The sequence below is a fragment of the Pseudomonas sp. DP-17 genome (assembly GCF_022380625.1).
GTDB classification, from domain to species: Bacteria; Pseudomonadota; Gammaproteobacteria; order Pseudomonadales; family Pseudomonadaceae; genus Pseudomonas; species Pseudomonas nitroreducens_A.
Genome location: NZ_JAKSXG010000004.1, coordinates 195112 through 221882, shown reverse-complemented (window position 1 = coordinate 221882; position 26771 = coordinate 195112). Strand labels below are relative to the sequence as shown.

Annotated in this window: 29 protein-coding genes and 1 riboswitch; of the genes, 17 read left to right on the top strand and 12 right to left on the bottom strand. The window is 64.4% G+C overall.

Annotated elements, in window-relative coordinates:
- Positions 1 to 189 precede the first annotated feature (189 nt).
- The 5 genes from MJ122_RS10415 (at position 190) to MJ122_RS10395 (ending at position 4875) form a co-directional block, all read left to right on the top strand.
- Positions 190 to 858 carry a hypothetical protein gene (locus tag MJ122_RS10415; RefSeq protein ID WP_239744098.1) on the top strand — a complete coding sequence of 223 codons (669 nt, stop codon included), beginning with the start codon at positions 190 to 192 and terminating at the stop codon, positions 856 to 858.
- A gap of 14 nt (positions 859 to 872) precedes the next feature.
- Complete coding sequence (locus MJ122_RS10410; RefSeq protein ID WP_239744097.1) at positions 873 to 1682, top strand: hypothetical protein; 810 nt, start codon at positions 873 to 875, stop codon at positions 1680 to 1682.
- 134 nt (positions 1683 to 1816) lie between these two features.
- Positions 1817 to 2932: a fimbrial protein gene (locus tag MJ122_RS10405; protein WP_239744096.1), complete on the top strand. Its 1116-nt coding sequence runs from the start codon at positions 1817 to 1819 to the stop codon at positions 2930 to 2932.
- Between the two features lie 103 nt (positions 2933 to 3035).
- Positions 3036 to 3386: a 50S ribosome-binding protein YggL gene (locus tag MJ122_RS10400; RefSeq protein WP_239744095.1), complete on the top strand. Its 351-nt coding sequence runs from the start codon at positions 3036 to 3038 to the stop codon at positions 3384 to 3386.
- Between the two features lie 127 nt (positions 3387 to 3513).
- A complete protein-coding gene (locus MJ122_RS10395; RefSeq protein ID WP_239744094.1) occupies positions 3514 to 4875 on the top strand; it encodes an FAD/NAD(P)-binding protein in 1362 nt (453 codons plus the stop codon).
- An 81-nt stretch (positions 4876 to 4956) separates the two neighbouring features.
- On the opposite strand, the gene MJ122_RS10390 is transcribed toward MJ122_RS10395, so the two are convergent.
- The 4 genes from MJ122_RS10390 to MJ122_RS10375 form a co-directional block, all read right to left on the bottom strand.
- The gene (locus MJ122_RS10390; RefSeq protein WP_017519512.1) at positions 4957 to 5316 is read right to left on the bottom strand and encodes a hypothetical protein; all 360 of its coding nucleotides are present in this window, start codon (positions 5314 to 5316) and stop codon (positions 4957 to 4959) included.
- A 71-nt stretch (positions 5317 to 5387) separates the two neighbouring features.
- The gene (locus MJ122_RS10385) at positions 5388 to 5798 is read right to left on the bottom strand and encodes a hypothetical protein (protein ID WP_088417429.1); all 411 of its coding nucleotides are present in this window, start codon (positions 5796 to 5798) and stop codon (positions 5388 to 5390) included.
- A gap of 25 nt (positions 5799 to 5823) precedes the next feature.
- Positions 5824 to 6354: a GTP-binding protein gene (locus tag MJ122_RS10380; RefSeq protein WP_088417430.1), complete on the bottom strand. Its 531-nt coding sequence runs from the start codon at positions 6352 to 6354 to the stop codon at positions 5824 to 5826.
- Positions 6351 to 6950, bottom strand: a complete 600-nt coding sequence (locus tag MJ122_RS10375; RefSeq protein WP_239744093.1) for a hypothetical protein — start codon at positions 6948 to 6950, stop codon at positions 6351 to 6353. Before MJ122_RS10375 ends, MJ122_RS10380 begins: the two co-directional genes overlap by 4 nt.
- Before the next feature lie 121 nt (positions 6951 to 7071).
- Positions 7072 to 7159, bottom strand: a riboswitch (cyclic di-GMP riboswitch).
- Positions 7160 to 7385: 226 nt separating this feature from the next.
- Here MJ122_RS10375 and MJ122_RS10370 point away from each other — a divergent pair.
- The 5 genes from MJ122_RS10370 (at position 7386) to MJ122_RS10350 (ending at position 12208) form a co-directional block, all read left to right on the top strand.
- A complete protein-coding gene (locus MJ122_RS10370) occupies positions 7386 to 8711 on the top strand; it encodes an MATE family efflux transporter (protein WP_239744092.1) in 1326 nt (441 codons plus the stop codon).
- 49 nt (positions 8712 to 8760) lie between these two features.
- Complete coding sequence (locus tag MJ122_RS10365) at positions 8761 to 8976, top strand: DUF2970 domain-containing protein (protein WP_239744091.1); 216 nt, start codon at positions 8761 to 8763, stop codon at positions 8974 to 8976.
- Positions 8977 to 9306: 330 nt separating this feature from the next.
- Positions 9307 to 9801 carry a PaaI family thioesterase gene (locus MJ122_RS10360; RefSeq protein WP_239744090.1) on the top strand — a complete coding sequence of 165 codons (495 nt, stop codon included), beginning with the start codon at positions 9307 to 9309 and terminating at the stop codon, positions 9799 to 9801.
- A 261-nt stretch (positions 9802 to 10062) separates the two neighbouring features.
- On the top strand, positions 10063 to 11721 hold the full coding sequence (locus tag MJ122_RS10355) for a nitrite/sulfite reductase (protein WP_088417434.1): 1659 nt from the start codon (positions 10063 to 10065) through the stop codon (positions 11719 to 11721).
- Complete coding sequence (locus tag MJ122_RS10350; protein WP_017519521.1) at positions 11705 to 12208, top strand: DUF934 domain-containing protein; 504 nt, start codon at positions 11705 to 11707, stop codon at positions 12206 to 12208. Before MJ122_RS10355 ends, MJ122_RS10350 begins: the two co-directional genes overlap by 17 nt.
- Before the next feature lie 143 nt (positions 12209 to 12351).
- Here MJ122_RS10350 and MJ122_RS10345 read toward each other — a convergent pair whose 3' ends face one another.
- Positions 12352 to 12930, bottom strand: a complete 579-nt coding sequence (locus tag MJ122_RS10345) for a TetR/AcrR family transcriptional regulator (protein ID WP_088417435.1) — start codon at positions 12928 to 12930, stop codon at positions 12352 to 12354.
- 122 nt (positions 12931 to 13052) lie between these two features.
- On the opposite strand from MJ122_RS10345, the gene MJ122_RS10340 reads away from it, so the two are divergent.
- A complete protein-coding gene (locus MJ122_RS10340) occupies positions 13053 to 13490 on the top strand; it encodes a hotdog fold domain-containing protein (RefSeq protein ID WP_239744089.1) in 438 nt (145 codons plus the stop codon).
- An 11-nt stretch (positions 13491 to 13501) separates the two neighbouring features.
- Positions 13502 to 14356, top strand: coding sequence for an alpha/beta fold hydrolase (locus MJ122_RS10335; protein ID WP_239744088.1), 855 nt, complete (start codon positions 13502 to 13504; stop codon positions 14354 to 14356).
- A 21-nt stretch (positions 14357 to 14377) separates the two neighbouring features.
- Here the strand turns inward: MJ122_RS10335 and MJ122_RS10330 are convergent, their stop codons facing one another.
- Together MJ122_RS10330 and sohB are read right to left on the bottom strand one after the other, a co-directional pair.
- A complete protein-coding gene (locus MJ122_RS10330; protein ID WP_239744087.1) occupies positions 14378 to 15370 on the bottom strand; it encodes a YhdH/YhfP family quinone oxidoreductase in 993 nt (330 codons plus the stop codon).
- Between the two features lie 70 nt (positions 15371 to 15440).
- Entirely contained in the window at positions 15441 to 16469 is a 1029-nt protein-coding gene (sohB, locus tag MJ122_RS10325) for a protease SohB (protein ID WP_088417439.1), read from the bottom strand.
- A 211-nt stretch (positions 16470 to 16680) separates the two neighbouring features.
- Between sohB and MJ122_RS10320 the strand changes: the two genes are divergently transcribed.
- From MJ122_RS10320 to MJ122_RS10305, 4 genes are all read left to right on the top strand, one after another.
- On the top strand, positions 16681 to 17391 hold the full coding sequence (locus tag MJ122_RS10320) for a histidine phosphatase family protein (protein WP_239744086.1): 711 nt from the start codon (positions 16681 to 16683) through the stop codon (positions 17389 to 17391).
- 58 nt (positions 17392 to 17449) lie between these two features.
- Positions 17450 to 17761, top strand: a complete 312-nt coding sequence (locus MJ122_RS10315) for an SCP2 sterol-binding domain-containing protein (protein WP_017519529.1) — start codon at positions 17450 to 17452, stop codon at positions 17759 to 17761.
- A gap of 304 nt (positions 17762 to 18065) precedes the next feature.
- A complete protein-coding gene (locus tag MJ122_RS10310) occupies positions 18066 to 19133 on the top strand; it encodes a phosphotransferase family protein (protein WP_088417440.1) in 1068 nt (355 codons plus the stop codon).
- Positions 19134 to 19160: 27 nt separating this feature from the next.
- Positions 19161 to 19928 (top strand): SDR family oxidoreductase, encoded by a 768-nt coding sequence (locus MJ122_RS10305; RefSeq protein WP_239744085.1) that lies wholly within the window; start codon positions 19161 to 19163, stop codon positions 19926 to 19928.
- A gap of 135 nt (positions 19929 to 20063) precedes the next feature.
- Here MJ122_RS10305 and MJ122_RS10300 read toward each other — a convergent pair whose 3' ends face one another.
- Positions 20064 to 20708 carry a hypothetical protein gene (locus MJ122_RS10300; protein WP_088417441.1) on the bottom strand — a complete coding sequence of 215 codons (645 nt, stop codon included), beginning with the start codon at positions 20706 to 20708 and terminating at the stop codon, positions 20064 to 20066.
- A 157-nt stretch (positions 20709 to 20865) separates the two neighbouring features.
- Here MJ122_RS10300 and MJ122_RS10295 point away from each other — a divergent pair, with 157 nt between their 5' ends.
- Entirely contained in the window at positions 20866 to 21648 is a 783-nt protein-coding gene (locus MJ122_RS10295; RefSeq protein WP_088417442.1) for a TSUP family transporter, read from the top strand.
- A gap of 24 nt (positions 21649 to 21672) precedes the next feature.
- On the opposite strand, the gene nudC is transcribed toward MJ122_RS10295, so the two are convergent.
- From nudC to MJ122_RS10275, 4 genes are all read right to left on the bottom strand, one after another.
- Entirely contained in the window at positions 21673 to 22512 is an 840-nt protein-coding gene (gene nudC / locus MJ122_RS10290) for an NAD(+) diphosphatase (protein ID WP_239744084.1), read from the bottom strand.
- Complete coding sequence (locus MJ122_RS10285) at positions 22512 to 24185, bottom strand: ferrous iron transporter B (protein ID WP_239744083.1); 1674 nt, start codon at positions 24183 to 24185, stop codon at positions 22512 to 22514. The genes nudC and MJ122_RS10285 overlap by 1 nt, the downstream gene beginning before the upstream one ends.
- 42 nt (positions 24186 to 24227) lie before the next feature.
- A complete protein-coding gene (locus MJ122_RS10280) occupies positions 24228 to 25040 on the bottom strand; it encodes a crotonase/enoyl-CoA hydratase family protein (RefSeq protein WP_017519536.1) in 813 nt (270 codons plus the stop codon).
- Between the two features lie 238 nt (positions 25041 to 25278).
- Entirely contained in the window at positions 25279 to 26622 is a 1344-nt protein-coding gene (locus tag MJ122_RS10275; RefSeq protein WP_239744082.1) for an amino acid permease, read from the bottom strand.
- Between the last annotated feature and the right edge of the window lie 149 nt (positions 26623 to 26771).

Below are 26771 nucleotides of genomic sequence, written 5' to 3'. Positions count from 1 at the left end.
AGCCAACCGGGAGAGCCACACAATGAACTGACGACTCTCGACGCAATATCGATGAGTAGTGTGTATTCCCGGCGACCTTGGCTGTATTGCGCTGCCCACCTCCCTGTTGGGCAGCGCCTCTCATTCTGCTGTCAACGGCATTGAGAGACAGACAACCCCGAACAGTACCCCACTCAGCAAGGTTAAGAAGTGAGCATCCAAGCAGAGAGACTGCCGCGCTTCTCCGATATCTCTTGGCGCTGGATCGCCTATTTCACCTCGGGGGCAGTGACTCTCGGAGTTGCTTTCGCGTTCTTCCAGGAGATCGAACTCAAACGCGATGTTTCCTGCGAGATCGTTTCCTCCTCAGAAGTAAAGGTCAAAGGACTCACCGGTTTGGTAACCGACGTCCATGTCCTGTCCGGGCAGGAGGTCAGCCAGGGACAGCCGCTCTTTCAACTTGCCCGGGATCTCACCCTCTCCAGCGACGGCACGCCTCGTCCTCGATTCGACGAATCCATGCGCGATGATCAAATCGAGACCGCCACCACCCAGCACGACGACCGAAAAGCGGCCCTGGTCGCCCGACTGGACGCCAGCGAACGTACCGTAAAGGCTCGCGAACTCGAACTTCAGGCTGTCGGCAGGCAGCATTCGCGCACTCTGCAGATCGCCGCGGATACCCGTCGAACACTGGCGCGGCTGGAAGGAATGGCCAGCTATGTCGTGGCCGAGCGCATCGAACAGGCGCGCCTGCAGGCGCACCAGAGTGCCGCCGAAGTTGCCCAGGGCGACGCGCGCCGACAGGCGCTGCTCAGCGAGATCGAAACCCTGCGGGGAAGCCTGCGTGAGCCTGGGAGATATCCAGGCGCTAGATAATTGGCTGACGACCGATGCCCCGTGAAGCGGCCCCACTCAAGCCTCGCTGGCGGGATCGCTGGCTGCTGGCCTCATCCGCACTCACACTCCAGCGCACAGGCCTGTTGCTTTGGGGTCTGCGCAGCTTGTTCAGTAGCCGGACCCGCTGGAAAGGGTGGTTACGCTACGAATGGGGAAGCGACAGCGATGCGCTGAAGCGGACCGACCTCTGGCGCACCATGGCAGCCGAGGAAATCGAACACCTGATAGATCGTCGCATGCACTTGGGACGCCTCTACGGCGTGGGTAATCATTGGCCGGAACTCGAAATGGCAGCGCGGGACCTGGCTGCCGCGACCCGCAGGATTCAGAGCGAGTATCCCGGTCGGCCCGTGATATTTTCGCCGTTCCACTATGTTTCCGAATACGCCAACATCTACGTAGTCGACGCCTTGCGCAACGCGCTGGGTCTGACGGAACTCGCCGTCGTCTCCGGCAGCCCGCGGGAAGCCTACGGCAACCGGGAGGACATCCTGATTCCCGGTTTGCGCATCCTGCACACCTATGACGAGAACAACCGTTCGGGGCTGGGGCTACGCGTCATGCGAGCCTTGCGGCAGGAAAGCATGGCGGTTCTGTTCAGCGATACCCGAACTGGATTCTGGCAGATCATCCTTCACGCTACGGCTTTTCCCCTACTAAATGATAGCGGTGCCATTAATCGACTTGCCCTACTCCGAAGCTGCCCCGGGTATCAATACCAACGGAATTTAGGGAAATTTCCCTATATGCAGGATTACTTCTCGGACAGACCCGAAACAGTCCAGTCGGCCATTATTTCCTGATCAAGTGTAAACACCAGAACCTCTGAGCGGCCGAAGTACTACTTGGAGCTTTCATTTCCAAGTCAATGCGCCGGCCGCTCAATCCAAATGAATCGGCCACTCAACTTCGCAGGAACGCGTGCAGGAGCCTCCCAATGAATGCCAGCCAACTCAGCAATCGGCCTATCCTCTTCCGGCTTTGGTCGTATTCACTCTACAGCTCAGTGGTATTTGCAATTGCTCTCTGGGGCCAAACCGCTTGGGCCGCCGCCACTTGTACTTTCAATGGCACGGGCGCCGAGACTTTTACCTTCCCCGGCCCTATTTCTGTCCCGCGCGACAATAGCGCAACCATGGCCCCTCTTTCCGCCTGGGTGACGGGTGAGGCCGCTACCAATATCTATACGTGCACACTCAGCAACAAAACAAAGGGTGGTATCGGCGTCAAGTTTCCTACCTTGGCGCAGGCGGGAAGCTATAGCGAGGGCGGTACGACATACAAAGTCTTCAATACCGGCGTATCAGGTGTCGGCATCGTCTACGGATTCCGCATTTACACCGGTGGCCCCTTTTGTGATGAGGCTGGCGGTGTCAATGGCTGGAACCCGTGGTTGACTGGCTCGGGGTCATACCCTTACAGCGACCGTTGGTGCGACAACCTACAGTCGGGAAGTTATTCATTCGGTGCGCAACTGAAATTCCGATTGATTCAGACAGGGCGAATCACTGCCGGAACGACGCCCACCCTCACCGTTACCAACACCGCACAAGAGACCGATGGCGTATTCTCAACCGCCATCGGCAGCCGCAACTACGTCATCGGCCCCGTGACATTCCAGGCCTTGAGCTGCACCGCGGTCGGGGCCGATGTCCTCCTGGATACGGCGAGAAAAAGCGACTTCGCCAACGCCACCAGCGTCAGGACCAAACCTTTCCAGTTCACCTTGCAGAACTGCCCGGCCGGCATGAACAGCATCAGGTACCAGCTCGATCCTGTCGGTACCATTATCAGCGCCACCGACGGCACCTTCCAGAACGCCTCGGGCGCCGACATGGCGCAAGGCGTCGGACTGCGGATCACCAATGAAGCCAATACAGCGCCCATTCGCTTCGGCGATTCCAGCTACACCGTCACGGACTACAGCCCGACATCGGGCAACACGACGTTGCCGATCAAGATGAACGTCTCCTACTACCGGACCGGTACGGCGGCCCAGGTCACCGGCGGAAAAGTCCAGGGAACGGCGCAGCTGACGGTCTTCTACCTCTGATCCAGCAACACTTGGATCAGGGATGGCGGGCGCGACGTGATACCATGGGCGGCTGTCACTGATTCGGATCAGTCGCCGGATCCACGAACTCCCAGGAGCCCCCATGAAATACCTCACCCCCGAACAAATGGCCAAACCGCGCAAACGCCGCCTGCTGAAGAAACTGCGCCTGGGCGAGTTCCAGGAGTTCGGTTTCAGCCTGGAAGTGAACTACACCGGCGAACTGGACGACGTGCTCGATGAGTGGATCGCCTTCGTCGAGTCCGAGGGCTGGGTCTTCGTCGGCGGCGCCACTGAAGAGGGCGAGTTCACCGGCTACCTGTGCCTGAACGCCGCCGGCAGCCTGACCGAGGCCGACCGCGAAACCACCCGCCTGTGGCTGGAAAAGCAATCCTGGGCCAAGTCCTTCGAGCTGGGTGAACTGAGCGACTGCTGGCACGGCCTGTTCGAGTAAGGATTCGACTCATCCGGCGCCAGGCCAGGCGTCAGCGCCGGATGGAATCGACGGCGTCGATTCGCCACTGTTGTCAGCACGCCCCTGCTCTGCGACCCTGCCCCCGTTCAAACACGGAGCAGGTTGCATGGAACACATCGCCATCATCGGTAGCGGATTCTGCGGCACGGCATTGGCTATCCAATTGCTGCGTAGCGCCAAGGGGCCGTTGCGCCTCAGCCTGATCAATCGATCAGGGCGCCTCGCCCGCGGCCTGGCCTACGGTACGCGCTCCGTGAGCCATATCCTCAATGTGCCTGCCGAGCGCATGAGCCTGTTCCCGGACCAGCCGTCGGACTTTCTCCAATTCGCCCGCAAGCAGATGCCCGAGGCAAAGCCCGGCGACTTCCTGCCGCGCCGTTTCTACGGGGACTACCTGCAGGACCGGCTCGGCCATGCCATCGCCGAAGCCGCTCCGGGGGTGCGCTTCAGCAGCCTCTGCCAGCAGGTGCTGGAACTGACCGAGCACGGCGATCGTCTGCGCCTGCTGCTGGATGACGGCCAACCGCTGGACAGCCAGAAAGTGATCATCGCCACGGGCAACTTCGCACCCGCGACACCCGGCCCGCTCAAGCTGCTCGAGGCCGATCCGCGTTATCTGCGCGACCCCTGGGCGCCCGGCGCCCTGGAAAGCATCCCGACGCATGCCAATGTGCTGCTGCTGGGCACCGGACTGACCATGTACGACATGGCCCTCGCCCTGGAGGACCAGGGGCACCGCGGCCCTCTGTTGGCGCTGTCGCGCCGCGCGCTGCTGCCACAGGCACACCGGGACAACGCCAGCCATCCCGTGCTGCCCGATCTGCCGCAAGCCTTCCTCCGGCACATGGGCCTGAACGAGCGGCTGCGTGGCTTGCGCCGGTTGATCCGGCAGGCAGCCGAAGACGGGCACGACTGGCGCGACGTGATCGCCGCGCTACGCCCAGTCACCCCGCAGCTCTGGCAATCGCTGAACGACACCGAGCGCGGCCGCTTCCTGCGCCATCTGCAAACCTACTGGGACGTTCATCGGCACCGTGCCGCGCCGCCCGTGGCCCAGCGTATCGAAGACTTGCGCAACAGCGGCCAGTTGCGCGTACAGGCTGGGCGAGTCCTGGCCGCCAAGGCGACAGAGAACAGCATCGACCTGGAAATCCGCCCACGTGGCGCCAGGCATTCGCAACGCCAGGTCGTCGATTACCTGATCAACTGCACCGGCCCCTGCACCGACCTGCGGACCGTGAACGAGCCGCTCCTTTGCGGCTTGCTCGACCGCGGCGTCATCCGCCAGGACCGACAAGGCCTGGGGCTGGACACGGATGAGGAATTCCGCCTGCTGGACGCCAGCGGCAAGGCCAATCCAGACCTTTATCTGCTCAGCCCGATGTTGCGTGCCAGCCACTGGGAAGCCACTGCGGTGCCGGAACTGCGCGGCCACGCCGCGCGTCTTGCCGAATTGCTGTTGGCCTGAAACGAAGCTGGCCCACAAAGGGCCAGCCAGGATTCGTCGACGAGGGCGAGCCTCCCCGCTCCCCTCGCGCTCGGGACATCGTCAGATCGCCACCTGCGCCTCCACCTCCTGCAGCTTGCGCCGGGCCAACGCCAGGTTGGCTTTCACCTTGTCCAGCACGTAATACATGAACACGCCTTCGTGCTTCGCCATGGGACGGATGATGTGGTACTGGCGGCCGAGCGTGATGAGGATGTCTTCGATCACATCGTTGAGCGCCAGCGACTTCATGGTCTTGAGTTTGGCGCGGACCACCTCGGTATTGCCCGCAGCGGCCAGTTCGAGGTCCACGCCGCCGCCGGCCTGCCCAAGCAGCATGCCGCTCTTGGCATCCACCACGGCCGACGCCAGGGCCCCATCCAGGTTCAGCAGTTCGTCCAGCGATTGTTGCAGTGCTGCCATAGCGATTACTCCTTGAGTGCGCGTCCTGTTGTAGTGGCCCCGCAGCCGCGCGCGCCGCGAAGCCTTTTGTCTCAGCCGGCCAGCGACAGATCCGCCAGCCGTGTTGCGGTTCGTTTTGCCTGGTAGAGCACCTGACCGAGCATCTCCTCGCGGTCGGCGACCAGGTTCAGGATCATCGGGTGGCTCGGGTGCGGGATGTCGACGATGACGATGTAGCCCTCGCTCGCTTCGACTATCACATTCTGGTGCGGCCCCACTTCGCTCTCCTGGCCGACCATGGCGCCGAGGGCGGAGATCGAGCAGGCCATTGCAGCCAGCTTGGAAACCTCCAGCCCCTTGCCGGCGCGGGAGGCCACTTCGAAACCGTCCGTGGTGGCGATCACCGCCGCGCTCAGCCGGCCCAGGCTGGAGCCGAGCTCGTCCAGCGCCTGTTCGGCGTCACTGCGCAGTCGTTCCGGCAGGCTCATCAAGGCGTGTTCCATGATCGACTCCGATGGGTTGTGGGCGTCAGGCCGCCGTGCATTCCAGTTGCAGCAGGAGCAGGTCAAGCAGCAGGCGCACCTGCTCCGCTTCACGCACGTCCACCTCAACCACGGGGAAGCTGTATCCGGCTTGCGCCAGGGTGGCGGCGTAGTCGTCCAAGCCGGGATGCGGATGACCGGGCAGGCGACCGACGCCGACCACGCAGGGCGCGCGGCCGATGCAGTCGGCGAAACCATCGAGGTAGATCCGCAGATCGGCCAGCGGATCGGGCCGCGAGTTGTCGATCAGAATCACCAGTCCCAGTGCGCCGCGGGAAAGAATTCCCCACATGAAGGCGAAGCGCGCCTGGCCGGGGGTGCCATAGAGGCGCAGGCGCTCGTCCGGGCCAAGCACCACCTCCCCGTAATCGAGGCCGACCGTGGTGCGCGCCTTGTCCAGGCTGGGGTCGTTGTTCTGCACATCGGTGGTGACAGGCTCGATATCGCTGATCGCGGCGATGGCGGTGGTCTTGCCGGCGCCCATGGTGCCAGTGAAGAGGATCTTGTATTCCCTCATCGGCTGGCCTCCGCCACACCGCCCAGGCCCAAGTGGCGGCGGATACGTGCCAGCAGGCCAACGGGAGCGGCAGTCTGCTGCGCAGGTGCAAGTGGAATGGCCTCACTGTGTTGAAGCATCCCCTGCGCCTCCATCAGGCGGACGAAGTTTTCCGCTACCGGGCGCGGCACACCGGAGCGCTCGCATAGCTCTTCCAGGCTCATGGCCCGGGCACAGAGCAGCGTGGCCAGGCGTACGTAGCGATGATCGCCCTGGAGCAGGGAGGCCGCTGGCCAGTGCTTCAGGCGCAGCGCTGCGCCAGGTATCTCCACGGGCTGGTGGCCAATGGCGCGGGCGGCGCGCTCCAGGCAGTCGAAGACTTCACCGGCACGCAGCGGCCAGTGCACCCAGAGTGACTCACCCTCGGCTGTGCGCAACTGCACCCTGGGCTCGCCTTCCTCACCCTCGACCAGCAAATCGGCCGGACCGTCGACGTAGGCCCAACTCGCCAATGTACGGCCGCTTAGCAGGCCGACAATGGACTTGAAGACCACCTGATCTCGTAACGCCATGCGGGCGAACCCGTAGGTGTACTGAAGCTTGTACGGCTGATTCATCGGCGCGCTCCCTTGGGCCAACAAACACCATCAACCTGCACGGGTTGATCAGGAGGCTCACCGGGACGTTGAAGGAAGCCGAGCGCACGCTCGCAGAAGGCTCGGACGAACGTCCGGCCTGCCTGGCAACCCCGCGGTCATGGCCCTCTCGGGCTGTAGATCGGTGGCTTTGCGTCCCTGGCTTTCGCACAGGTTTGCCCTGGTCAATTGAGTCTCAGCGTAGTACGCCGATTTCGTTCGCCAAGGCAAAAAAATGCGAAATGCATCACACAAATATCGGAAATATCACCGGAACGACTTCGCAATATCTGTCGCTACATTTCGATCCAAAAGCGGCGAAAACTGCCCCGTCGGCTAGGATTTCCTACAGCGGCACCCTACCGGCAGGGGCTCGCCGAATCCCCTACAAGCCGGAGCTCACTGCCCAGAGACGCCATGCTAGAGCGCCAGCGCTTCCTGAATATTCTCAACCTGGGTCTGCCGATCATCGGCGGGATGCTCAGCCAGAGCCTGCTCAACCTGGTGGACGCAGCCATGGTCGGCCACCTCGGGGAAAAGTCTCTCGCCGGAGTCGGCATCGGCAGCTACGCCAACTTCGTCGCCATCTCCCTGGTGATGGGCATGGGCGCCGGCGTACAGGCACTGGTGGCGCGCCGTCGGGGCGAAGGACGCAGCGACGAACTCGCCGCGCCGCTGAACTGCGGGCTGCTGGTGGCGCTGGGCCTGTCGCTGCCGATCACGCTGTTCTGCCTGCTATTTGCCGAGCCCATTGTCCGCGCCCTATCCCATGACTCCGAGGTGCTCGCGGTCGGCATTCCCTACTTCGAATGGCGTGCCTTGTCGGTGCTCGCCGTCGGCCTCAACTTCTCCTTCCGCGGCTATTGGAACGGCACCCGGCGCTCGGGCACGTACATGCGTACCCTGGTGGTGATGCACCTGGCCAACGCGGCGATCAGCTACAGCCTGATCCACGGCCTGTTCGGCCTGCCGCAAATGGGCGCCGTGGGCAGCGGCCTGGGCACCACCCTGGCGCTCTACATCGGCTCGCTGATCTATGCCTGGATCACCTGGCGCGACACCCGCGCCCAAGGCGGCCACCCGCGCCTGCCAAGTGAACGCGATATCCGCACGTTGCTGCGCCTGTCGCTGCCCAACTCACTGCAGCAATTCTTCTTCGCCGCCGGCATCACCCTGCTGTTCTGGATCATCGCGCAGGTCGGCACCCGCGAGCTGGCGGTGGCCCACGTGCTGATCAACCTGGCGCTGTTCCTGATCCTGCCCGGCGTCGGCCTGGGGATGGCGGCGACCACCCTGGTCAGCCAGAGCATGGGCGAGCGCGACTTCGACAGTGCGCACCGATGGGGCTGGGACGTGGTGAAAGTGGCGGCCTGCGGACTGGCGATGCTGGGCGCTCCTTTCTGGACTTTTCCCGAAACCATCCTGCGGCTGTTCGTCAGCGACCCCGCGCTGATCGAACTGGGCCGCGTACCGCTGATGCTGACCGGCATGGGCATGGTGATCGACGCCACCGCGCTGGTATTGACCCAGGCGCTGCTGGGCGCGGGAGCCGTCCGCACTGTGATGGCGGTCAGCCTGGGCAACCAGTGGCTGTTCTTCCTGCCGCTGGCCTACCTGGTCGGCCCGGTGCTGGGCGGCGGGCTGCTGGCGATATGGAGCATGCAGATTCTGCAGCGCGGGCTGGCTTCGGCGATCTTCGCGGTGATGTGGCAGAAGCGCCAGTGGACGCAGATCGAACTCTAGCGTTCGCGCCCTCAGGAGCTAGGCTTGCAGGCAATAAGGAGGACCAACGATGGACGAGCAACAGAACAAGCCACCAAGCTTCTGGCAGATGCTCCACAGCGTGCTGGCCGCGGCCTTCGGCGTACAGAGCGCACGCAACCGCGCGCGCGACTTCACCCACGGCAAGCCGAGTCACTTCATCGCCATGGGCATTCTCTTCACGCTGGCCTTCGTGTTGCTGCTCTATGGGCTGGTGCAATTGGTACTGCATTTCGCCGGGCTGTAGGAAAGCCGACTGGGGGCATGAGGTACCGGCCGGGCCGCAGGACGACCCGCCGGCACTGCTGTCACTGGTGGCTGACCCAGAACACGGCCGTCGCGACCACCAGCAGGATCAGGATGAATGCGGCTCGAGCATCGACAACGCTGTCGCTGGTCTTGTGGGACGTTTCTTCGCTCATGTTTCCCCCATCTTCTCGTTATTGGCTGAAGGACCACAGGCAAGAGTTAAGACCAGGCCGGCCCCCCGCTCAAGGAACCGCCCCCTTTTCGCCGCCGCACAAATGCCGGTAGGCTGCCGCTTCGACAAGACAAGCGATATGAGAAAGGTAGGACCATGCACGTGGATTCACTGCAAGACACTGTCGCCCCGGAAGGCGTCTGCTACGGCTGCGGCGGCAGCAACCCGCACGGACTGCACATCAAGAGCCGCTGGCACGAAGACGGCATCCACGTTGTCGCCGAGCACCTGCCCGAAGCCAAGTACTGCGGCTGGCCGGAACTGGTCTACGGCGGTCTGATCGCCATGCTGGTGGACTGCCACTCGAACTGGACCGCCATGGCCTACCACTATCGCACCGAAGGCCGCGAGCCGGGCAGCCTGCCGCGCATCGACTGCGTCACCGGCAACCTGGGCATCAAGTACATCAAGCCGACGCCCATGGGCGTGCCGCTGACCCTCAGGGCCCATGTCGAGGGTGAGGTCGGGCGCAAGAGCCGGATCATCTGCGAGGTCTACGCCGGCGACGTGCTGACCTGCGTCGGCGACTCGATCTTCGTCCGCGTCGACACCTCGCAACTGCGCGATGCCGCCCACGGTCGCGATGCCTGACCCACTCCCGTTGCGGCGCCGCGAATGAGCAGGCGAAGCGGCGCCACGCAGGAACGGACGTCCGGCTTCGGGCACCCGCCCCGCCTGAGCTTCAGGCCCGGCGCGGCTTAGATCCGAAAGTTCTCGCCATATACTCAAACATCACTTTTGCGCATATTCCCGAACTGGTATCGTGCGCCCCACTCCGCGTGGAGCGCGTTGCCGTGCGCGCTGGGATACGCAATACGCCCTGAGCGCTATAGCCTGACAGCAGGATGATTCATGTACGTATATGACGAATACGATCAGAGGATCGTAGAGGATCGCGTCAAGCAGTTCCGCGATCAGACCCGCCGCTACCTGGCGGGCGAACTGACCGGCGAGGAATTCCGCCCGCTGCGTCTGCAGAATGGCCTGTACATCCAGCGCTACGCACCCATGCTGCGAGTGGCCGTGCCTTACGGCCTGCTGTCTTCGAAGCAGGTTCGCAAGCTGGCGCAGATCGCCCGCGACTACGACAAGGGCTATGCGCATATCAGCACCCGCCAGAACGTCCAGTACAACTGGCCGGAACTGGAAGACGTGCCGGAAATCCTCGCCGAGCTGGCCACCGTGCAGATGCACGCGATCCAGACCAGCGGCAACTGCATCCGCAACACCACCACCGACCAGTTCGCCGGCGTCGCCCGTGACGAACTCGTGGACCCCCGCCCCTGGTGCGAGATCATCCGCCAGTGGTCGACCTTCCACCCCGAATTCGCCCACCTGCCGCGCAAGTTCAAGATCGCTGTCAACGGCGCCGTGAGCGACCGCGCCGCCATCGAGGTGCACGACATCGGCCTGGAAGCGGTGAAGAACGAAGCCGGCGAACTGGGCTTCCGTGTCTCCGTCGGCGGCGGCCTGGGCCGTACCCCGATCGTCGGCAGCTTCATCAATGAATTCCTGCCCTGGCAGCACCTGCTGTCGTACCTCGACGCCATCCTGCGCGTGTACAACCGCTATGGCCGTCGGGACAACAAGTACAAGGCGCGCATCAAGATCCTGGTCAAGGCGCTGACCCCGGAAGTCTTCGCCGAGAAGGTCAACGCCGAGTGGGCGCACCTGAAGGACGGTCCGAGCACCCTGACCGACGCCGAACTGCAACGCGTGGCCGCGCACTTCGTCGACCCGGCCTACCAGGCCCTGGAAGACCAGGACGCCGCCCTCGCCCAGCTCGACGCCGAGCACCCCGGCTTCGCCCGCTGGCGCAGCCGCAACACCTTCGCCCACAAGAAGCCCGGCTATGTCGCCGTGACCCTGTCGCTCAAGCCCACCGGCGTGGCGCCCGGCGACATCACCGACAAGCAGCTGGACGTGGTCGCCGACCTGGCCGACCGCTACAGCTTCGGCGAAGTGCGCAACAGCCATAACCAGAACATCATCCTCGCCGACGTCGAACAGGCGCAGCTGTTCACCCTCTGGGGCGAACTGCGCGAGAACGGTTTCGCCACCCCGAACGTGGGCCTGCTGACCGACCTGATCTGCTGCCCGGGCGGCGACTTCTGCTCCCTGGCCAACGCCAAGTCGATCCCGGTGGCCGAAGCCATCCAGCGTCGTTTCGACGACCTGGACTACCTGTTCGACATCGGCGACATCGACCTGAACATCTCCGGCTGCATGAACGCCTGCGGCCACCACCACGTGGGCCACATCGGCATCCTCGGCGTGGACAAGAAGGGCGAAGAGTTCTACCAGGTGTCCCTGGGCGGCAGCGCCAGCCGCGAGGCGAGCCTCGCGCAGATCCTCGGCCCGTCGTTCGCCCAGGAGCAGATGGCCGACGTGATCGAGAAGATCATCAACGTCTACGTGGAACAGCGCACCGAAGAGGAACGCTTCCTCGATACCTACCGTCGCATCGGCATCGACCCCTTCAAGGAGCGCGTATATGCAGCGAATCATTAAGCACCGCGAGGTCGTCGACGACCGCTGGCATCTGCTGCCCAAGGACGCGACCCTCGAGACCGTGCCCAACTGCGACGACGTGATCATCCCGCTGAACCTGTGGCTGGAGCACGGCCCGGCCCTGCGCGGCCGTGACGGCGGCCTGGGCGTCTGGCTGGATGCGGACGAAGAACCCGAGGCCATCGCCGAGGACCTGGACAAGTTCAAGGTCATCGCCGTGAACTTCCCCGCCTTCACCGACGGCCGCGGCTTCAGCACCGCGCGCCTGCTGCGCGAGCGCTTCGGCTACAAGGGCGAAGTGCGCGCCATCGGCGATGTGCTGCGTGACCAGCTGTTCTTCATGCAGAGCTGCGGCTTCGACGCCTACGCCATCCGTGCCGACCGCGACCCGCAGGCCGCGCTGGCGGGCCTGGATGACTTCAGCGAGGTCTACCAGACCTCGGTGACCCAGCCGCAACCGCTGTTCCGGCGCCGCCAGCTGGCCTGAGCCGACCGATATGAAAAAGCCCCGCATTGCGGGGCTTTTTCTTTGGCTCTTCGTAGGAGCGAGCTTGCTCGCGAACCCGCCCAGCTTCAGCGCCGCCGGTAAATCTGTTCGCGAGCAAGCTCGCTCCTACAGGGAGGCCACGCTCAAGCGCGAACGCTCTCCCAGGCAATCTGCGCCAGCTGATCCCGGCAATCGATCAGGTCCACCTTCGTCCGCCCCGCCAGCCAATTGCGCGCATAGTCCTGGCTCGGACCGATGACCACCGAATTGAACAGCTCCGGCGCAAGCTCCTTGAAGGCGCCGGCTTTGCGGTGTTCAGAGAGCAGACTGGCAATGCGTCGGCCCTGTTGGCGGTTAGCCTCACGCAACGCCTCGCCCACTTCTCCTGCCTCGACCCGGCCGCGGCTGTGCAGGATGAAACGTGCCCACTCAGGGTTGGCCGCCACCCAGTCGACATAGCAGGTGACGAACAGCTTCACGCAAGCCTCCGCGCTCATTCCCTCCTCCAATCCAGCATCGAGCAGCGCCGCGTATTGGCCGACGCCAGTGAGGTACAGCGCGCCAATGATCCGTTCCTTGTTGCCGTAATGGTGATACAGGCTACCGATGCTGGCCCCTGAGCGGTCGCGGATCATTTCGATGGTGGTGGCGTCCACGCCGGATTCGCTGAAGCAGGCCAGCGCGGCCTGGAGAATATCGTCTTTGCGGGAAGGTCGGGCCATGGGGTTCCTGTGGAAAAAACGCTCGAACAGAATTCTAGAATATTTTTCTAGAATTATTTTCTAGTCTTCGTATACTGCCTGGGCGCGCATCCATCTTCAATCCGCTTTGCCCCGGAGTTGCCATGAGTCAGATGATGCAAATGTACCAGCAGGCCGGCCCGGCGCAGTTCAGCGCCATGATCGGCCAGGTCGCCCCCTATTTCGCCAGCATCGCCCCGCAGTTCGTCGAGCTGCGCCCAGGCTATGCGGAAGTGACGTTCCCCAAGCGCCGCGAAGTGCTCAACCACATCGGCACCGTGCATGCCATCGCCCTGTGCAACGCCGCCGAGCTGGCCGCCGGGACCATGACCGACGTTTCGATCCCCCAGGGACGCCGCTGGATTCCCCGCGGCATGACAGTGGAATACCTGGCCAAGGCCGAGGGCGACGTCCGCGCCGTGGCCGACGGCCGCGCGATCGACTGGAACCAGGAAGGCGATGTCGTCGTCCCGGTGCTCGCCTACGTCGGTGACAAGAAGGTCTTCCGCGCCGACATCACCATGTACGTCAGCCAGGCCTGAGGGACCGCACCATGATCACCCCGCTCCCCCGCCCGCTGGACAACGGCAACGGCCACAGCCTCTCCAGCCACTGGTACTATCCGCCCGGCGAAGCTCGCGGAGCGGTGCTGATCGTCCCCGCCATGGGCGTCGAACAGCGCTTCTACACGGCCTTCGCCCACTGGCTGGCCGAGCGCGGCTTCCTCGCCGTGACCTTCGACTACACCGGCATGGGCAAGTCCCGCACCGGCCATCTGCGCGACCTGGATATCGACATACAGGCCTGGGGCAATCACGACTGCAGCGCCATGCTCGACGCGGTGGTCGAGGCCGCCGGCGAATTGCCGGTGTACTGGATCGGCCACAGCCTCGGCGGGCAGATCCTGCCCTTCGTGCGCGGCACCGAGCGCATCCAGCGCGCCTTCACCATCGCCACCGGCAGCGGCTATTGGCGCGAGAACACCAAGGGCCTGCGGCACAAGGCCTGGCTGCTCTGGTACCTGCTGGCGCCAACCATCACGCCAGTGCTCGGCTACTTCCCCGGCAAGCGCCTGGGCGTGGTCGGCGACCTGCCGCGCGGCGTGATCGAACAATGGCGGCGCTGGTGCCTGGATCCGGAATACGCGGTGGGCGCAGAAGGCGGCGCGGTGCGCGAGGCCTATTCCTCGGTACGCACCCCCATCACCTCGATCTCCTTTACCGACGACGAGATGATGTCCGGGCGCAACACCGAATCGCTCCACGGCTTCTACCGGGGCTCGCCGAAGTCGCTGAAGCGAATTGCGCCGCAAGACATTGGCGTGAAGCGCATCGGCCACTTTGGCTTCTTCAGAAGCCAGTTCGCCGATTCGCTGTGGACGGATTACCTGTTGCCGGACCTGGGCTGACACTCAGGCCCGGCACGGGCATCAATCAAGCGTGACCAGCACCCGGCCGACCAGCTTGCCGGCCAGGATCTGGTGTATGGCGGCCGGCAGTTCGTCGAGCTTGACCTCGCGCACTGCCGCTTCGAGGTTGTCGAGCTTCCACTGCAGGGACAGCTTGTCCCACATGGAAGCCTTGACCACCAGCGGCAGCTCCACCGAGTCCACACCCAGCAGGTTCACGCCGCGCAGGATGAAGGGCAGGACGGTGGCCTTGAAGGCGGCGCCAGCGGTCAGGCCGCAGCAGGCGACGCTGCCGCCGTACTGCAGCGACTTGACCACGTTGAAAAGGATGTCGCCACCCACGGTGTCCACCGCGCCGGCCCACTGCTCGCGCAGCAATGGCTTGTCGACACCATCGGAGACGGTGGCGCGGTCGAGGATCTGCCGCGCACCGAGGCGGTTCAGCAGCTCGGCCTGTTCCAGCTTGCCGGTGGCGGCAGCCACCGTGTAGCCCAGTTGCGCCAGCAGCATCACCGCGATGCTACCCACGCCGCCGGTGGCGCCAGTGACCAGGATCGGTCCGGCGGACGGCGTGACGCCGGCGCGCTCCAGCTTGTCGACGCAAAGGGCGGCGGTCAGGCCGGCGGTGCCGAGGATCATCGACTCGCGCAGCGAAAGGCCCTGCGGGCGCTTGATCAGCCAGGCCGCGGGCACGCGGATGTATTGGCCGAAGCCGCCCGGCGTGTTCATGCCCAGGTCGTAGCCGGTGACGATGACTTCATCGCCCGCAGCGAACTCGCCCACCGAGGACTCTTCCACCACGCCGGCGGCGTCGATGCCGGGGGTGTGCGGGTACTTGCGGGTCACGCCACGGTTGCCGCTGGCGGACAGCGCATCCTTGTAGTTCAGCGACGAATACTTCACCCGCACCAGCACTTCACCCGCCGGCAGATCGGCAACCTGCCGCTCGGCCACCTGCAGGTCATATACGCCATGCGCGCTCTCCGTGACCCACAACGCCTTGAATGCACTCATCTCGACCCTCCTCTTTCGAATATGGAACGGGCGCGATCCCGGCGCCCGACGACAATCATTGCCAGAAGAGTCACTGCCAGAAGCGGCTGCGGCCCAGGCGGTCCCACCAGGTCACCAGCACGCGATCGATCACGCCGCTGACGCCCACGCCGAAGCGCTCCTGGATGGACTTCTTCTGCACATAACTGAGCTGGTAGACATCCGCCTCGCGGGCACGTTCGGCCAGGTACTCGTCACTGGTCTTGAGTTCGTCGACCAGTTTCTTGCCCAACGCCGCCTGGCCCAGCCAGACCTCGCCGGTGGCGATCTCGTCGATGGCCAGTTGTGGGCGGTAGTGAACGACGAAGCGCTTGAACAGCTCGTGGGTGGTTTCCAGGTCTTCCTGGAACTTCTCCCGGCCCTTGTCGGTGTTCTCGCCGAACACGGTCAGGGTGCGCTTGTACTCGCCGGCGGTGAGCACTTCGAAATCGATGTCGTGCTTCTTCAGCAGGCGGTTGACGTTGGGCAACTGCGCCACCACGCCAATGGAACCCAGAATGGCGAAGGGTGCGGACAGGATGCGCTCGCCGATGCAGGCCATCATGTAGCCGCCGCTGGCTGCGACCTTGTCGACGCAGACGGTCAGCGGTACGCCAGCCTGACGAATGCGCGCCAGCTGGGAAGCGGCCAGCCCATAGCCATGCACCATGCCGCCGCCGCTCTCCAGGCGCAGCACCACTTCATCGCGCGGGGTGGCGAGGGTCAGCAGCGCGGTCACCTCATGGCGCAGCTGCTCGGTGGCGGATGCCTTGATGTCGCCATCGAAGTCGAGCACATAGACGCGATTCTTCTCGCCGCCCTTCTTCTTTTTCGCGTCCTTCAGGCTTTTCGCCTCGGATTTGCGCAGGGCCTTGAGCTTGGCCTTTTCCAATACGCTGTGTTGCAGGCGCTCGCGCAGTTCCTTGTAGAAGTCGTTGAGCTTGTGCACCTCCAGGTGCCCGCTGCCACCGCGACGGCCACGGCCGCGCAACGCGGCGACCACCACCAGGACGATGACGATGGCCACCACCACGGTGAAGGTCTTGGCCAGGAAACCCGCGTAATCCGCTAGAAACTCCACTCACATCCCCTTTTACAATTCTGGTCGAGCCCGCCAGGCGAGCGCAGCGAATCCCGCAAGCATACCCACGCCGCAGGCCCGCCACCAGCGCTGGCAAACCGCTGCATCAGTCCAGCGAATGCCATTCAAACAAGCGTATGTTTTTTCGTTGACAGCCCCAGGTGATCCTCATAACCTCGCCGGAACTTTCAGCCCTGCCGGGATACTGCGCGTGGGAAGCATCTACCTGATTCGACATGGCCAGGCTTCATTCGGCGCCGACGACTACGATGTGCTCTCGGCCACCGGCGTACGCCAGGCGGAAATCCTCGGCGAGCACCTGGCCAGCCTGGGCCTGCGCTTCGACCGCTGCGTCGCCGGCGACCTGCGTCGGCAGCGCCACACGGCCGAAGCGGTGATGGGGCGGCTGAACGAAGCCGGGATCGAAACCCCATCCCTTGAGATCGATTCCGCCTTCAACGAATTCGAAGCCGACGCGGTGATCCGCGCGCACCTGCCGGACCTGCTGGAGATCGAGCCGCATGCGCTGCACATCATGCGCAACGCCGCCGACCACCGCGCCGAGTTCCAGCGCCTGTTCTCCACCGTGATCGCCCGCTGGGTTTCCGGCGACCATGACAAGGACGGTCTGGTCAGTTGGGCGGAATTCCTCGACACCGTGCACGGCGGCCTCAAGCGCCTGCTGGAGTCGGCCAGCGGCAAGGATAATATCGGCGTCTTCACCTCCGGCGGCACCATCACCGCGGTACTCCAGCAGGTGACCGGCATCCCCGCGCTGAACGCCTTCGAGCTCAACTGGCAGATCGTCAACACCTCGCTCAACCGCCTGAAGTTCCGCGGCAGCGAAGTGGCCCTGGCTTCCTTCAACAGTCACGTGCATCTGGAACTGTTGAGGGCGCCGGAACTCATCACCTATCGTTGAGTGCCGGCCCATTGCGACGCAAGCGTCGCGCGAGAAAACCTAGAAAAGGAATAGAACCATGAGTGTTGCTGACATCGTTTCCACCATGAAGAGCAAGTTCAACGCCAGCGCGGCCGCCGGTCTGGATCTGGTGTTCCAGTTCAACATCGAAGACGGCGACAACCACTACCTGGTCGTCAAGGACGGCACCTGCGAAGTCGTACAGGGCGACGCCGAGTCCCCCAACGTCACCCTGATCATGGACAGCGAAACCCTCAAGGGCATCACCAGCGGCGAAACCGACGGCATGCAGGCCTTCATGGCCGGCAAGCTGCGCGCCGAAGGCGACATGATGCTGGCGATGAAGCTGGGCGAACTGTTCCCGGTCTGATCCGAGGAAAACCTGCCCGCGCAACGCGAAGAACCGGAGTCCATGGCTCCGGTTTTTTTATGCCCGCGCCCCGCTGCAAGGCCCGGATCAGGCAGCCTGATCGGGGCCCAACACGAACGCCAATAACGGCTCCGGCCGCTTGTGACGGGCAGAGGCGGATATTAGATTAGCCAATGATCACCCGGCGCCATCATAGCTTTGCCTGATCCTGCAAGGCGTCACGCCGGCCTGCGCGCACCTCGCCAGGAGCCCTGAGGCCCTCGTGAGGACGACTCGTACAAGCTCGTATAAGAAAGGGACCAGCATGTCGTTGACCGACCAGACCATCCGCTCCCGCGAAGGCGAAGAACTCGATGCCGCCGTGATCGACGGCTACCTCAAGGACCACATCCCCGGCCTGCAGGGTCAGCCGCGCATCAGCCAGTTCCCCGGCGGCGCCTCGAACCTGACCTACCTGATTCAGTACGACAACCAGGAACTGGTCCTGCGCCGCCCGCCGTTCGGCAAGAAGGCCAAGTCCGCTCACGACATGGGCCGCGAATTCCGCATCCTGAACCAGCTCAAGGACGGCTTCCCCTACTGCCCCAAGGCGTACACCTATTGCACCGACGAATCGGTGATCGGCGCCGAGTTCTACGTCATGGAGCGGGTCAACGGCATCATCCTGCGCAGCGACCTGCCCAAGGAGCTGAACCTCGACGCCGAGAAGACCACCGCCCTGTGCAAGAGCTTCATCGACAAGTTCGTCGACCTGCACAACGTCGATTACAACGCCTGCGGCCTGGGTGACCTGGGCAAGCCCGAGGGCTATGTGCAGCGCCAGATCGGCGGCTGGATCGATCGCTACGAGAAGTCGCTGACCCCCGACGCGCCGGCCTGGGAACAGGTGAAGGTATGGCTGCGCGAGAAGATGCCGGCCGACCACCACAAGCCCGGCATTGTCCACAACGACTATCGCTTCGACAACGTCATCCTCGACCCGAACAACCCGATGCAGATCATCGGCGTGCTCGACTGGGAAATGACCACCCTCGGCGACCCGCTGATGGACCTGGGCAACACCCTCGCCTACTGGATCGAAGCGGGCGATCCGCAGCCGATGCAGATGCTGCGCCGCCAGCCCAGCCACGAGCCGGGCATGCTGACCCGCCAGCAGTTCGCCGACTATTACGCCGAGCGCGCCGGCATCCAGATCGACAACCTCGATTACTACTACACCTACGGCCTGTTCCGCCTGGCCGGCATCATGCAGCAGATCTACTACCGCTTCTTCCACGGCCAGACCCAGGACAAGCGCTTCGCCACCTTTATCCACGCCAACAAGCTGCTGGAACAGGTGAGCCTGCAGGTCATCGGCAAGTCCCGCCTGTAACGGCGCCCCAGAACAAGGAGAACCCCCATGTCCAAGACCCAACTGTTCGACCTCGACGGCAAGATCGCCTTCGTCTCCGGCGCCAGCCGCGGCATCGGCGAGGCCATCGCCAAGCTGCTGGCCCAGCAGGGCGCCCACGTGATCGTTTCCAGCCGCAAGATCGATGGCTGCCAGGCCGTGGCTGACGACATCGTCGCCGCCGGCGGCAAGGCCACTGCGATCGCCTGCCACATCGGCGAGATGGAGCAGATCCAGGCCGTCTTCGCACAGATCCGCGAGCAGTTCGGCCGCCTGGACATCCTGGTCAACAACGCCGCCACCAACCCGCAGTTCTGCAACGTGCTGGACACCGACCTGTCGGCCTTCCAGAAGACCGTCGACGTGAACATCCGCGGCTACTACTTCATGTCCATCGAGGGCGGCAAGCTGATGAAGGCCAACGGCGGCGGCAGCATCATCAACGTCGCTTCGGTCAACGGCGTCACCCCGGGCGAGTTCCAGGGCATCTACTCGGTGACCAAGGCCGCGGTGATCAGCATGACCAAGGTCTTCGCCAAGGAATGCGCGCAGTTCGGCATCCGCTGCAACGCCCTGCTGCCGGGCCTGACCGACACCAAGTTCGCCTCGGCGCTGGTGAGCAACGACGCCATCCGCAACGTCGCCCTGCAGCGCATCCCGCTCCAGCGCGTGGCCGACCCGAGCGAAATGGCCGGCGCCGTGCTGTACCTCGCCAGCGACGCCTCCAGCTACACCACCGGTGTGACGCTGAACGTCGATGGCGGCTTCCTCGCCTAAGGCGAGCGCCGCAACGAAGAAGGGAGCCGGTTGGCTCCCTTTTTCATGTCAGAACGACGGGAATTGCGTAGGAGCGGACTCCGTCCGCGTTCAGTATCCGCCGTGAAGAAAGCGCGGATGAATCCGCTCCTAACCTCACTGCCAGTCTTTCAGCGCCTGATTCGCCGCCGCGTTCATCGGCTCGGCGGTCAGCCCGCCGGCCCCATAGCGCACCGCGAAAACGGCCTGGTCGGCCATCGGCAGATAGGTCACCCGGCCCGCCTTGGGCACGAAGGTCAACAGGTCATGCTGGCCGTCGCGCAGCCAGCGCCACAGGTCGATGCCCGGCACGTCGTCCGCCAACGCCACCCTGCGCCCCTGGCTCTGCTGCTCCACGGCCAGGAAGCGGCCGCTGAGGTCCTGAAGGCGGTAGCCCGGCGCCATCCCGATCAGCCGCGCCAGCCCCTTCCACTCCAGCACGCGCGCGTCCAGCTGCCAGAGGTCGCCGGCCAGCTCCACGCGGCGCTCGTCATTGCCCTGCAACAGCGTTACCTCATAGCGCTGCTCGGCGACCTTGTGGAAGCTCAGCGTTGCCAGCGGGCGCTCTGCCGGCAGCGGGTCGTAGCTGCGCAGGTCCCAGGCGACCAGCGCCACCAGCACGGCGACGGCCACGAACAGCATTCCCGCCGTACCGCGCAACCAGCCGAGGAACCAGTGGCGGTCGAACAGAATGCGGGCGGCTACCATCAGGGCCAACAACGCCAAGAAGGCAACGACCCAGGCCAGACCGTCGTACTGCATCGAATGATTTCCTTCCTCGTAGAAATGCCGGCATTATGCGCACCGCGTACCTGCGCGGCCAGCCAGACCGTCGCAGCTTTCGGGCCCGTTAACGTTTCCTATGCCACCGCTCTTTACAAAAGAGCGGCGCCGCGGGCTCCTGATCAAGGCTGACCCAATGCCCTTCGAACTCGTCGTAGACCCGACCACCCTCGTCATCCTCGCCGGCGTCGCCTTTCTCGCCGGTTTCATCGACGCCATCGCCGGCGGCGGCGGCCTGCTCACCATCCCTGCCCTGCTCACTGCAGGCGTCCCGCCGCACCTGGCGCTGGGCACCAACAAGCTGAGCTCGACCTTCGGCGCCGCGGTGGCGAGCTACACCTTCTACCGGCGCAAACTGTTCCAGCCGCGCCAGTGGCGCAACGGCATCATCGCCACGGCCATCGGCGCGGCACTGGGCGCCTGGGCCGCGCACCTGATGCCGGCGGAATGGCTCAACCGCATGCTGCCGGTAGTGGTGTTCGGCTGCGGTCTCTACCTGCTCTTCGGCAAGACGCCCGAAGCGCCTTTGGACGCCAACCCGCGCATCGCCCAGCATCGCCAGTGGCCGCAGGGACTGGGCCTGGGCTTCTATGACGGCGTGGCGGGCCCCGGTACCGGTGCCTTCTGGACGGTCAGTTCCCTGCTGATGTACCCGCTCGACCTGGTCCGCGCCAGCGGCGTGGCGCGCAGCATGAACTTCGTCAGCAATATCGTCGCGCTGGCGGTGTTCATCGCTTCGGGCCAGGTGGTCTGGCTGATGGGCCTGTGCATGGGCAGTTCGTTGATGATCGGCGCGTACTTCGGCGCGCGCACGGCGATTGGCGGCGGCGCCAAGTTCATCCGTCCGGTATTCATCCTGGTGGTACTTGCATTGACTGTGCGCCTGGCCTGGCAGCACTGGTTCAGCGCCGGGGCCTGAGCAAGGCCGGAGCGGCGCCTGGGTTCAGGCGCCGCCGGGCAGGACAGGATCGGGACGACCGGCGCGGCGTGCCAGGTAGACCTCGATCAGGTAGCGGGCGATGGAGCGCTCGGCCGGCAGGCGCGGCAGCTCGTCGACGTGGAACCAGCGGGCATCTTCGATCTCGTCCGGCTGCATGACGATCTCGCCACTGACGTACTCGGCGTGGTAGCCGAACATCAGCGAATGCGGGAACGGCCAGGGCTGGCTGCCCATGTAGCGGATATTGCCGATCTCGACACCGACCTCTTCGCGTACTTCCCGCGCGACGCAGTGCTCCACCGACTCGCCCGGCTCGACGAAGCCGGCCAGGGTGCTGTACATCCCCGGCACGAAGCGCGGCGAACGCGCCAGCAGCACTTCATCGCCACGGGTCACGAGCACGATCATGCTCGGCGACAACAGCGGGTAGCGCTGGATGCCGCAGCTCTCGCAGTGCATGGCACGGTCGCGGGGCATGCGCAGGCTTGGCTGGCCGCAGCTGCCGCAGAAGCGGTTCTGCCGCCACCAGATACCGATCTGGCTGGCGAAGCCAAGCATGGCGAAGATGTCTTCCTCAGCCTGCATCATGAACTGGCGCAGGCCGATCCAGCTGGCGCCCTCCAATGGATCAGTGCGGTCGACTTCCAGCAGGTACACCGGCTCGCCGTCGAACAGGCCGACAGCGTGCTCGGAAAGCACCGAAAGGTCCTGGCGCTTGAGCCAGTCGCGGGGGAACAGCACGCCGTTGCTGTCGGCGAGGAACTGCTGCTGGCAGTGGGCGAGCGCCCAGCCACCGTTCGCCGCGACCTCGAACATCGAGGATTCCCAACGTCCGGTACGCATCAGGCTGCCACCGTCAGGCCCAGGGCCCTGACGCTCTCGCTGGCGACGTCCAGGACGTCGGGTTGGCCTTCAGGCCGCATCATGGCTCCCCCTTCCAGGTAGTACTCCAGGCCGGTCAGCGCATCCGCCAGGGTTTCCAGCATCTGCTCGGACGGCATCTGGGTCGTCTCGATCATCTGCCCCTGAATGTAATCGGCGCAGGCGCCCACGAGCAATGCCGCACGTTCCTGGCCGAGGAACCACAGGCCGCCGCGCACCGCCTGCAGGCTGATCGGGACATTGGCCAGGTGCAGCTTGTCGCCGTTGGATTCCAGGTACGCCGTGATCGCGCGCTTGGCCAGCGCCAGGCCGGCCTGGGCCTCGTCGATCACCACGATGCGCGCTTCGGCGAGCTGGTGCACGGCGAAGGAATCGTCCTCCCCCATCGGCGCCGGACGCGCGCTCATGCGCTCGCCACGCTCCAGGTTGCCGACCATGCTCTCGACGTACAGCAGCGCGTCGGCCAGCGCGTTGAGCGCCGCAGGTTCATCCACCGCGCCCTTGGCGACCCAGCCGGCGACGACGCCATGCTGGTGCTGCAGCGAAGTGGCGGCGGAGTTCAGGCCGACCATACCAAGGGTCTTGGCCAGCTTGCCCAGCTGGGTGTGCAGGATGCCCAGGGCATCGGCCTGGGACACGCCTCGCTCGATCAGGTCGAGCTGGTCCTTCACCGCGGTGAGTTCCTCGCGGATCGCCACCGACAGCGAGCGCATCACCGACTGGCCGGGACCGGAGAGGCGCCGCGATTCGTCTTCGAGCAGGTGATCGGTGAACGGCAACGGTGCCAGGCCAAATACCTGGCGCAATTCGGTAGCGCGTACGCCGCTGGTGTCAGCCAGCGTGGTGAGATACAGCAGCTCCTTGAGCAACTGGCGCGGCGCTTCGTATTGCGGGTTGGCGATCAGTTGCTTGAGTTCGCGGTCCAGCCGCGCGAACACCTGCTTGCGCGTCTTGCGCGGCAGCATCTGCGCGTCCACCAGGGCTTCCAGCGCGCCGGCGCCGACCCAGCACAGGCGGGTGCGCGCGGCGCTGCCCAGCAACACGTCGAGCTTGCCCAGCGCGCGGCCCATGAGCTTGAGGCTGGGGTAGAGATTCTGTTCGCGGATCAGCCCCACCAGACCGACCTGGTACATCTGCCGCAGGCGACGGACTTCGCGGGCCGGGTCTTCCACCTGCGGTGCGGTGACGGCGCGCAGCGGGCGCGGCAGATCCAGCCGCGCACTGAAGAAGAAGCTCTCCGGCAGTGCGGGCTGGCCGGCGGCCTGGCGCACGTCGTTGATCGCCGGCAGTAGCAGCTCGGGGATTTCCTGGCGGTGCGCTTCGAGGTTTTCCAGGTAGCGACGCAGCACATAGAGCGCATTGCCGAGCGCGGCCAGTTGGCCGTCGCGGTCCTCGCTGACCCCGGTGGGAATGTCGGTGGCCAGGTCCAGCGCTTCCTGCGCCAGCAGCTCGGCACCGGCCAGCTCGATGAGATTGAGCGTGCCGCGGATCTGGCTCAGGCAATCGACAGAATGTTGCAGCAGGCTGCCGTTCTGCCGCTCGGCGATGAAGTGCTCGAGATTCTGCTCGGCCTCCTCCATCGTGGCGAACAGCTCGTCGCGGACCAGACTGAGGGACGTGGCTCCAGTAACCATCGGCCTAGTGCGCCTCCTGCGCGCAAGAAGAGTGGACGGACATCAATCGGCAAACTCGGGGGTCTTCTTGCTCATGTGCGCCATCATGGCGGCCTGCAGGTCGGCAGACTGCAGCATCGCGGCGTTCCAGGTGGCGATGTATTCCAGGCCGTCCTCGACGCGGTGGTCGCGGGCATAGCCGATCATTTCCTTGGTGCCGCGGATGGCGATCGGCGACTTGGCGGCGATCTGCCGGGCCAGTTCCATAACACCATCGAACAGCGCGGCATGGTCGGCGTAGACGCTGTTGACCAGGCCGATGCGCTGCGCTTCCTCGGCGTTGACGTTACGCCCGGTGTAGGCCAGCTCACGCATGATGCCATCGCCGATCAGGCGTGGCAGGCGTTGCAAGGTGCCGACATCGGCTGCCATGCCCATGTCGATTTCCTTGATGGAGAACTGCGCGTCCGCGCTGCAGTAGCGCATGTCACAGGCAGAGATCAGGTCGATGCCGCCACCGATGCAGTAGCCCTGGATCGCCGCAAGCACCGGCTTGCTGCACTTGTCCACGGCGTTGAAGGAGCCTTGCAGTTGCAGGATGGTCTTGCGCAATGCGCGGGCGTTGCGGCCTACGTCCTTGCCCAGGTGGCTGGCGGCCTGGGCCAGCAGGGCGAGGTCGATACCGGCGGAGAAGTGCTTGCCGGAGCCGCTGAGGACGACGACACGGACTTCATCCGTTTCATCGGCCCACTGGAAGATATCGATGATTTCTTTCCAGAAATCGGCATTCATCGCGTTGAGCTTTTCCGGACGGTTGATCTGCACATGGGCGATCTTGTCCGCCAGTTCAACGCGGAAGGCTTTGTATTCAGTCACGGGAGATGTCCTCGGGAATGCCCTGCTTCTCGTCTGGGGGCGGCGCGCTGCCGCCGGAGCCCGGGCCAACAGTTCTTATGGGTGCGGCATACAGATTTTTGGCATCGCGCCACTATAACAAGGCAAGACCAAAAGTCGATGCCGCGGTCTGTGACACAGACCACGGCATCGGGCGTGAATTCGCTCGCAATACGCTCACCAACTGCTTGATCTGGCAGGAAGGTGGTCGCCGCGGCAATCAGTCGCCAGCGGCCAGCGGCAACCCCTGCGCACGGTTGCGGTACTGGCGCCAGGTGTACATCGGGATACCGGCCATGAACACCAGGAAGCCCCAGAAGATTGCCTGCTCGCCGGTGCCATACAACGCCCAAAGTGAATAGAGGAAGCCCAGGCAACCGATCGCCAGCACCTGCGGCCGCGAGCGCGGCGAGAAGGATTCCGGCTTGGTCGCCAGCAGTTGCAGCAGCGCGGCGGTACAGAAGGCATAGGGCACGACACCGGTCATGGTGCCCAGCAGGATGATGACGTTGAACACCTCCACCAACTCGCCATGGCCGTCGACCATCACCAGCGCCGTCACCAGCAGCCCGGAGGACAGCAGGCCATTGGCCGGCGCGCCATTCTTGTTGAGCTTGCCCAGGGATTCGGGAAACAACCCGTCACGAGCCGGCGCCACCGGAATCTGTCCCTGCAGCAGCACCCAGCCGTTGAGCGCCCCCAGGCAAGCGATCACCGCGCCGCCGGCGACCAGGTAGTAACCCCAGTTGCCCAGCAGGATGCGCGCGGCATCGGCGAAGGGCGAAGTGGACTTGGCCAGCACTTCCGGCGGCATCAGGCCCTGCACGGCGGTGATCGACAGGATGTACACCGCAGCGGCGGCCAGGGTGCCGAACAGCGTGGCGCGCGGGATGGTCTTCTTCGGGTCGCGCACATCGTCCGCCGGCACGGTCGCCGATTCCAGGCCGATGAAGGACCACAGCGTCAGCGCCGCCGTGGTGGCGATCGCCTGGGCATAGCCCATGTTCGGCAGTTCGCTGGGCGCCGGGATGGTCAGGTAGTCAGGGTTGAAATGGAACCAGCCAAGGATGCCTACCAGCAGCAACGGGATCAGCTTGAGCGCGGTCAGGCAGTTCTGCACCACGGCGAAGGCAGTGATGCCGCGCAGATTGATCAGGGTGCACAGCCAGATGGCGCCGATGGCCGTGGCGACCATCAGCAGCGGGTCGGCCAGCGCCGGTATGAACACTCGCAGGTAGCCCACCAGCGTGACGGCGATGGCGGCGTTGCCGATCCACGCGGCTTTCCAGTACGTCCAGGCACAGAGATAGCCGGCGAAGCTGCCGAAGCCATCGCGGGTATAGGCGTAAGGCCCGCCAGCACCGGGATTGAGCCGCGCCAGCCGAGCGAAGGTGAAGGCCAGGATCACCGCCCCGGTACTCGACACCAGCCAGCCGAACAGGCTGAGCCCACCGAACGCCGCCAGGCTCGATGGCAACAGGAAGACTCCTGACCCGACCATGTTGCCGACCACCAGCGCAGTGCAGCTCCAGAACCCCATGCTGCCCTTTTTCGCTTCCGCCATCTGCGCTCCTTAGAAGCCGAGATCCGTATTTTCGTTTTATCGTCCTGCCCTCGGAAAAGACGCAGAGCGGCGATCTGTCCTACAGGGTAGACAGCGCCGGGCAAAGGAGGAAACCGTTTTGCAGGACGAGACCGCTCGTTTCGAGCGAT

What these genes read in the sequence shown, in the direction of transcription:
- MJ122_RS10390 (WP_017519512.1), bottom strand. Translation starts at nt 5,316, where the DNA reads ATGGCAGCACTGCAACAATCGCTGGACGAACTGCTGAACCTGGATGGG.
- MJ122_RS10295 (WP_088417442.1), top strand. Translation starts at nt 20,866, where the DNA reads ATGCCCTTCGAACTCGTCGTAGACCCGACCACCCTCGTCATCCTCGCC.
- MJ122_RS10410 (WP_239744097.1), top strand. Translation starts at nt 873, where the DNA reads ATGCCCCGTGAAGCGGCCCCACTCAAGCCTCGCTGGCGGGATCGCTGG.
- MJ122_RS10340 (WP_239744089.1), top strand. Translation starts at nt 13,053, where the DNA reads ATGAGTCAGATGATGCAAATGTACCAGCAGGCCGGCCCGGCGCAGTTC.
- MJ122_RS10285 (WP_239744083.1), bottom strand. Translation starts at nt 24,185, where the DNA reads ATGGTTACTGGAGCCACGTCCCTCAGTCTGGTCCGCGACGAGCTGTTC.
- MJ122_RS10370 (WP_239744092.1), top strand. Translation starts at nt 7,386, where the DNA reads ATGCTAGAGCGCCAGCGCTTCCTGAATATTCTCAACCTGGGTCTGCCG.
- MJ122_RS10380 (WP_088417430.1), bottom strand. Translation starts at nt 6,354, where the DNA reads ATGAGGGAATACAAGATCCTCTTCACTGGCACCATGGGCGCCGGCAAG.
- MJ122_RS10305 (WP_239744085.1), top strand. Translation starts at nt 19,161, where the DNA reads ATGTCCAAGACCCAACTGTTCGACCTCGACGGCAAGATCGCCTTCGTC.
- MJ122_RS10300 (WP_088417441.1), bottom strand. Translation starts at nt 20,708, where the DNA reads ATGCAGTACGACGGTCTGGCCTGGGTCGTTGCCTTCTTGGCGTTGTTG.
- MJ122_RS10345 (WP_088417435.1), bottom strand. Translation starts at nt 12,930, where the DNA reads ATGGCCCGACCTTCCCGCAAAGACGATATTCTCCAGGCCGCGCTGGCC.
- MJ122_RS10365 (WP_239744091.1), top strand. Translation starts at nt 8,761, where the DNA reads ATGGACGAGCAACAGAACAAGCCACCAAGCTTCTGGCAGATGCTCCAC.
- MJ122_RS10275 (WP_239744082.1), bottom strand. Translation starts at nt 26,622, where the DNA reads ATGGCGGAAGCGAAAAAGGGCAGCATGGGGTTCTGGAGCTGCACTGCG.
- MJ122_RS10400 (WP_239744095.1), top strand. Translation starts at nt 3,036, where the DNA reads ATGAAATACCTCACCCCCGAACAAATGGCCAAACCGCGCAAACGCCGC.
- MJ122_RS10405 (WP_239744096.1), top strand. Translation starts at nt 1,817, where the DNA reads ATGAATGCCAGCCAACTCAGCAATCGGCCTATCCTCTTCCGGCTTTGG.
- MJ122_RS10385 (WP_088417429.1), bottom strand. Translation starts at nt 5,798, where the DNA reads ATGGAACACGCCTTGATGAGCCTGCCGGAACGACTGCGCAGTGACGCC.
- MJ122_RS10315 (WP_017519529.1), top strand. Translation starts at nt 17,450, where the DNA reads ATGAGTGTTGCTGACATCGTTTCCACCATGAAGAGCAAGTTCAACGCC.
- MJ122_RS10335 (WP_239744088.1), top strand. Translation starts at nt 13,502, where the DNA reads ATGATCACCCCGCTCCCCCGCCCGCTGGACAACGGCAACGGCCACAGC.
- MJ122_RS10360 (WP_239744090.1), top strand. Translation starts at nt 9,307, where the DNA reads ATGCACGTGGATTCACTGCAAGACACTGTCGCCCCGGAAGGCGTCTGC.
- MJ122_RS10310 (WP_088417440.1), top strand. Translation starts at nt 18,066, where the DNA reads ATGTCGTTGACCGACCAGACCATCCGCTCCCGCGAAGGCGAAGAACTC.
- MJ122_RS10395 (WP_239744094.1), top strand. Translation starts at nt 3,514, where the DNA reads ATGGAACACATCGCCATCATCGGTAGCGGATTCTGCGGCACGGCATTG.
- nudC (WP_239744084.1), bottom strand. Translation starts at nt 22,512, where the DNA reads ATGCGTACCGGACGTTGGGAATCCTCGATGTTCGAGGTCGCGGCGAAC.
- MJ122_RS10375 (WP_239744093.1), bottom strand. Translation starts at nt 6,950, where the DNA reads ATGAATCAGCCGTACAAGCTTCAGTACACCTACGGGTTCGCCCGCATG.
- MJ122_RS10355 (WP_088417434.1), top strand. Translation starts at nt 10,063, where the DNA reads ATGTACGTATATGACGAATACGATCAGAGGATCGTAGAGGATCGCGTC.
- MJ122_RS10330 (WP_239744087.1), bottom strand. Translation starts at nt 15,370, where the DNA reads ATGAGTGCATTCAAGGCGTTGTGGGTCACGGAGAGCGCGCATGGCGTA.
- MJ122_RS10350 (WP_017519521.1), top strand. Translation starts at nt 11,705, where the DNA reads ATGCAGCGAATCATTAAGCACCGCGAGGTCGTCGACGACCGCTGGCAT.